3 protein-coding genes are annotated in these 1,536 nt (G+C 31.7%); 2 read left to right on the plus strand and 1 reads right to left on the minus strand.

Going from position 1 to position 1,536, the window contains the following annotated elements:
• The first annotated feature begins 618 nt into the window (after positions 1-618).
• Complete coding sequence (locus tag ACFIMC_RS03355; protein ID WP_375616946.1) at positions 619-969, plus strand: type II toxin-antitoxin system RelE/ParE family toxin; 351 nt, start codon at positions 619-621, stop codon at positions 967-969.
• A 1-nt stretch (position 970) separates the two neighbouring features.
• Positions 971-1,294, plus strand: a complete 324-nt coding sequence (locus tag ACFIMC_RS03360) for a helix-turn-helix domain-containing protein (protein WP_015856199.1) — start codon at positions 971-973, stop codon at positions 1,292-1,294.
• Here the strand turns inward: ACFIMC_RS03360 and ACFIMC_RS03365 are convergent.
• Positions 1,291-1,536, minus strand: a 246-nt coding sequence (locus tag ACFIMC_RS03365) for a hypothetical protein (protein WP_375680801.1), incomplete at its 5' end; no start/stop codon positions are given. The genes ACFIMC_RS03360 and ACFIMC_RS03365 overlap by 4 nt on opposite strands.

Raw genomic sequence — 1,536 nt, forward strand, 5'->3', positions numbered from 1 at the left:
AACGATCTGGGGGCGTGCTTATGGCAATGCAAAAATCAACAAAAAAAGCAAAGTAAGGTTGGTTCCAAAAAATTGTGAGGTTTATGAAAGGGATAATGTTGTCAATATAACTGATAAAACAGAATAAAAAGAGACATGGGGGACGTGCCTTCTTTATGGTTATAAACGCATATAAAATGCATTGCTATAAACATATCATAAAAGAGAGAGTAAAATAAAAAAAAGCCGTGCCGAATGATATGACGCGGTTTTCAAATAGCGTTTTTTATTGATTAAAATGAATCATCCACAATGGAGTAATGAATGCATATATACAAAACGTATCATATTGCAAGCGCTCTATGAGAGATATGAAAACGTATCAAACAAATCAAAACGCTCGGTAGCTTTAACAATCCAATCAAAAGCAAATGCATATTCAATAAATATCTGTAAAAAAAGTTCTTTTTACATTTGGAAGCGTTGGTTTTTACAAAGCAGCTTTTCATAAAACAAATAAACAATTATGGTTTTTTGTTACCATTTTTATCAAGTCAATTTTATTAATAATAGTTATTAAAAAATCACAAAATTAGAATAACCACTTGAAAATATACCCATATGGGTATATTAATAATCATGAGTAAAATAAAACGTATCATATGGCTTGGTTCTTCACTCAAAGATATAAAAAGTCTTCCTGATCTTATTCAACAAAGGATTGGTTATGCTCTTTATCTTGCTCAGATAGGAGATAGAGGAGAAAATGTTAAGGTTCTCAAGGGGTTCGGATCTGCCAATGTTCTAGAAATTATTGAACGCGATATTCAAGGAACTTATCGCGCTGTTTATACGATACAATATAAAAAATCTCTTTATGTGTTGCATTGTTTTCAGAAAAAATCGACCCGTGGCATTGCAACAGCAAAACCAGACATTAATCTGATTAAAGAACGTCTCAAGTTAGCAGAACAATTAGAAGGGAATTAAAATGATCAATGTTTTTCACGGTAGTTCCAATGTTTATGCGGATCTTGGCTTTTCAGATTCCAGAGAAATGCTTATCAAAGCGCAACTTGCTCATAAGATTAGTCAAATTCTGAAAGAAAAGAACTTAACACAAAAACAGGCTAGTCAACTTTTGAAAATGACTCAACCAAAACTGTCTAAACTCTTAAGTGGAGAATTTCGAGGAATTAGTGAAATGAAAATGCTTGAGTGTTTGGCAAAATTGGGAAACGATATAAAGATTATTGTTAATCCGAAAGAAGTTAAAACGCTTGAAGGACATTTTGAAGTTGTTTTTTCTTCTTAAACTTCTTTATGATTAGCTTTTTTGGATCTATTCATGCATGGCAATCTTATATAAAAAATAGTCAAATGAATCACGTATAAAAGTGTGGATTCTTGAGTGGATTCATATAAAATAATTACAAACAAACTATTGACTTTATTGTATTTTTGTTTATAATGTCCTTCAACAAGCGTGACCATCCGACGACCGTTTTCAACATCAATGCTCCCTTCATCACTGTAATAATCAAGATCATTATGGTG

The sequence above is a fragment of the Bartonella sp. AP21QHHD genome (assembly GCF_042196205.1).
In the GTDB taxonomy this organism is placed as follows: Bacteria; Pseudomonadota; Alphaproteobacteria; order Rhizobiales; family Rhizobiaceae; genus Bartonella.

Coding starts and splice junctions, on each gene's coding strand:
- ACFIMC_RS03355 (WP_375616946.1), top strand. CDS start 619: ATGAGTAAAATAAAACGTATCATATGGCTTGGTTCTTCACTCAAAGAT.
- ACFIMC_RS03360 (WP_015856199.1), top strand. CDS start 971: ATGATCAATGTTTTTCACGGTAGTTCCAATGTTTATGCGGATCTTGGC.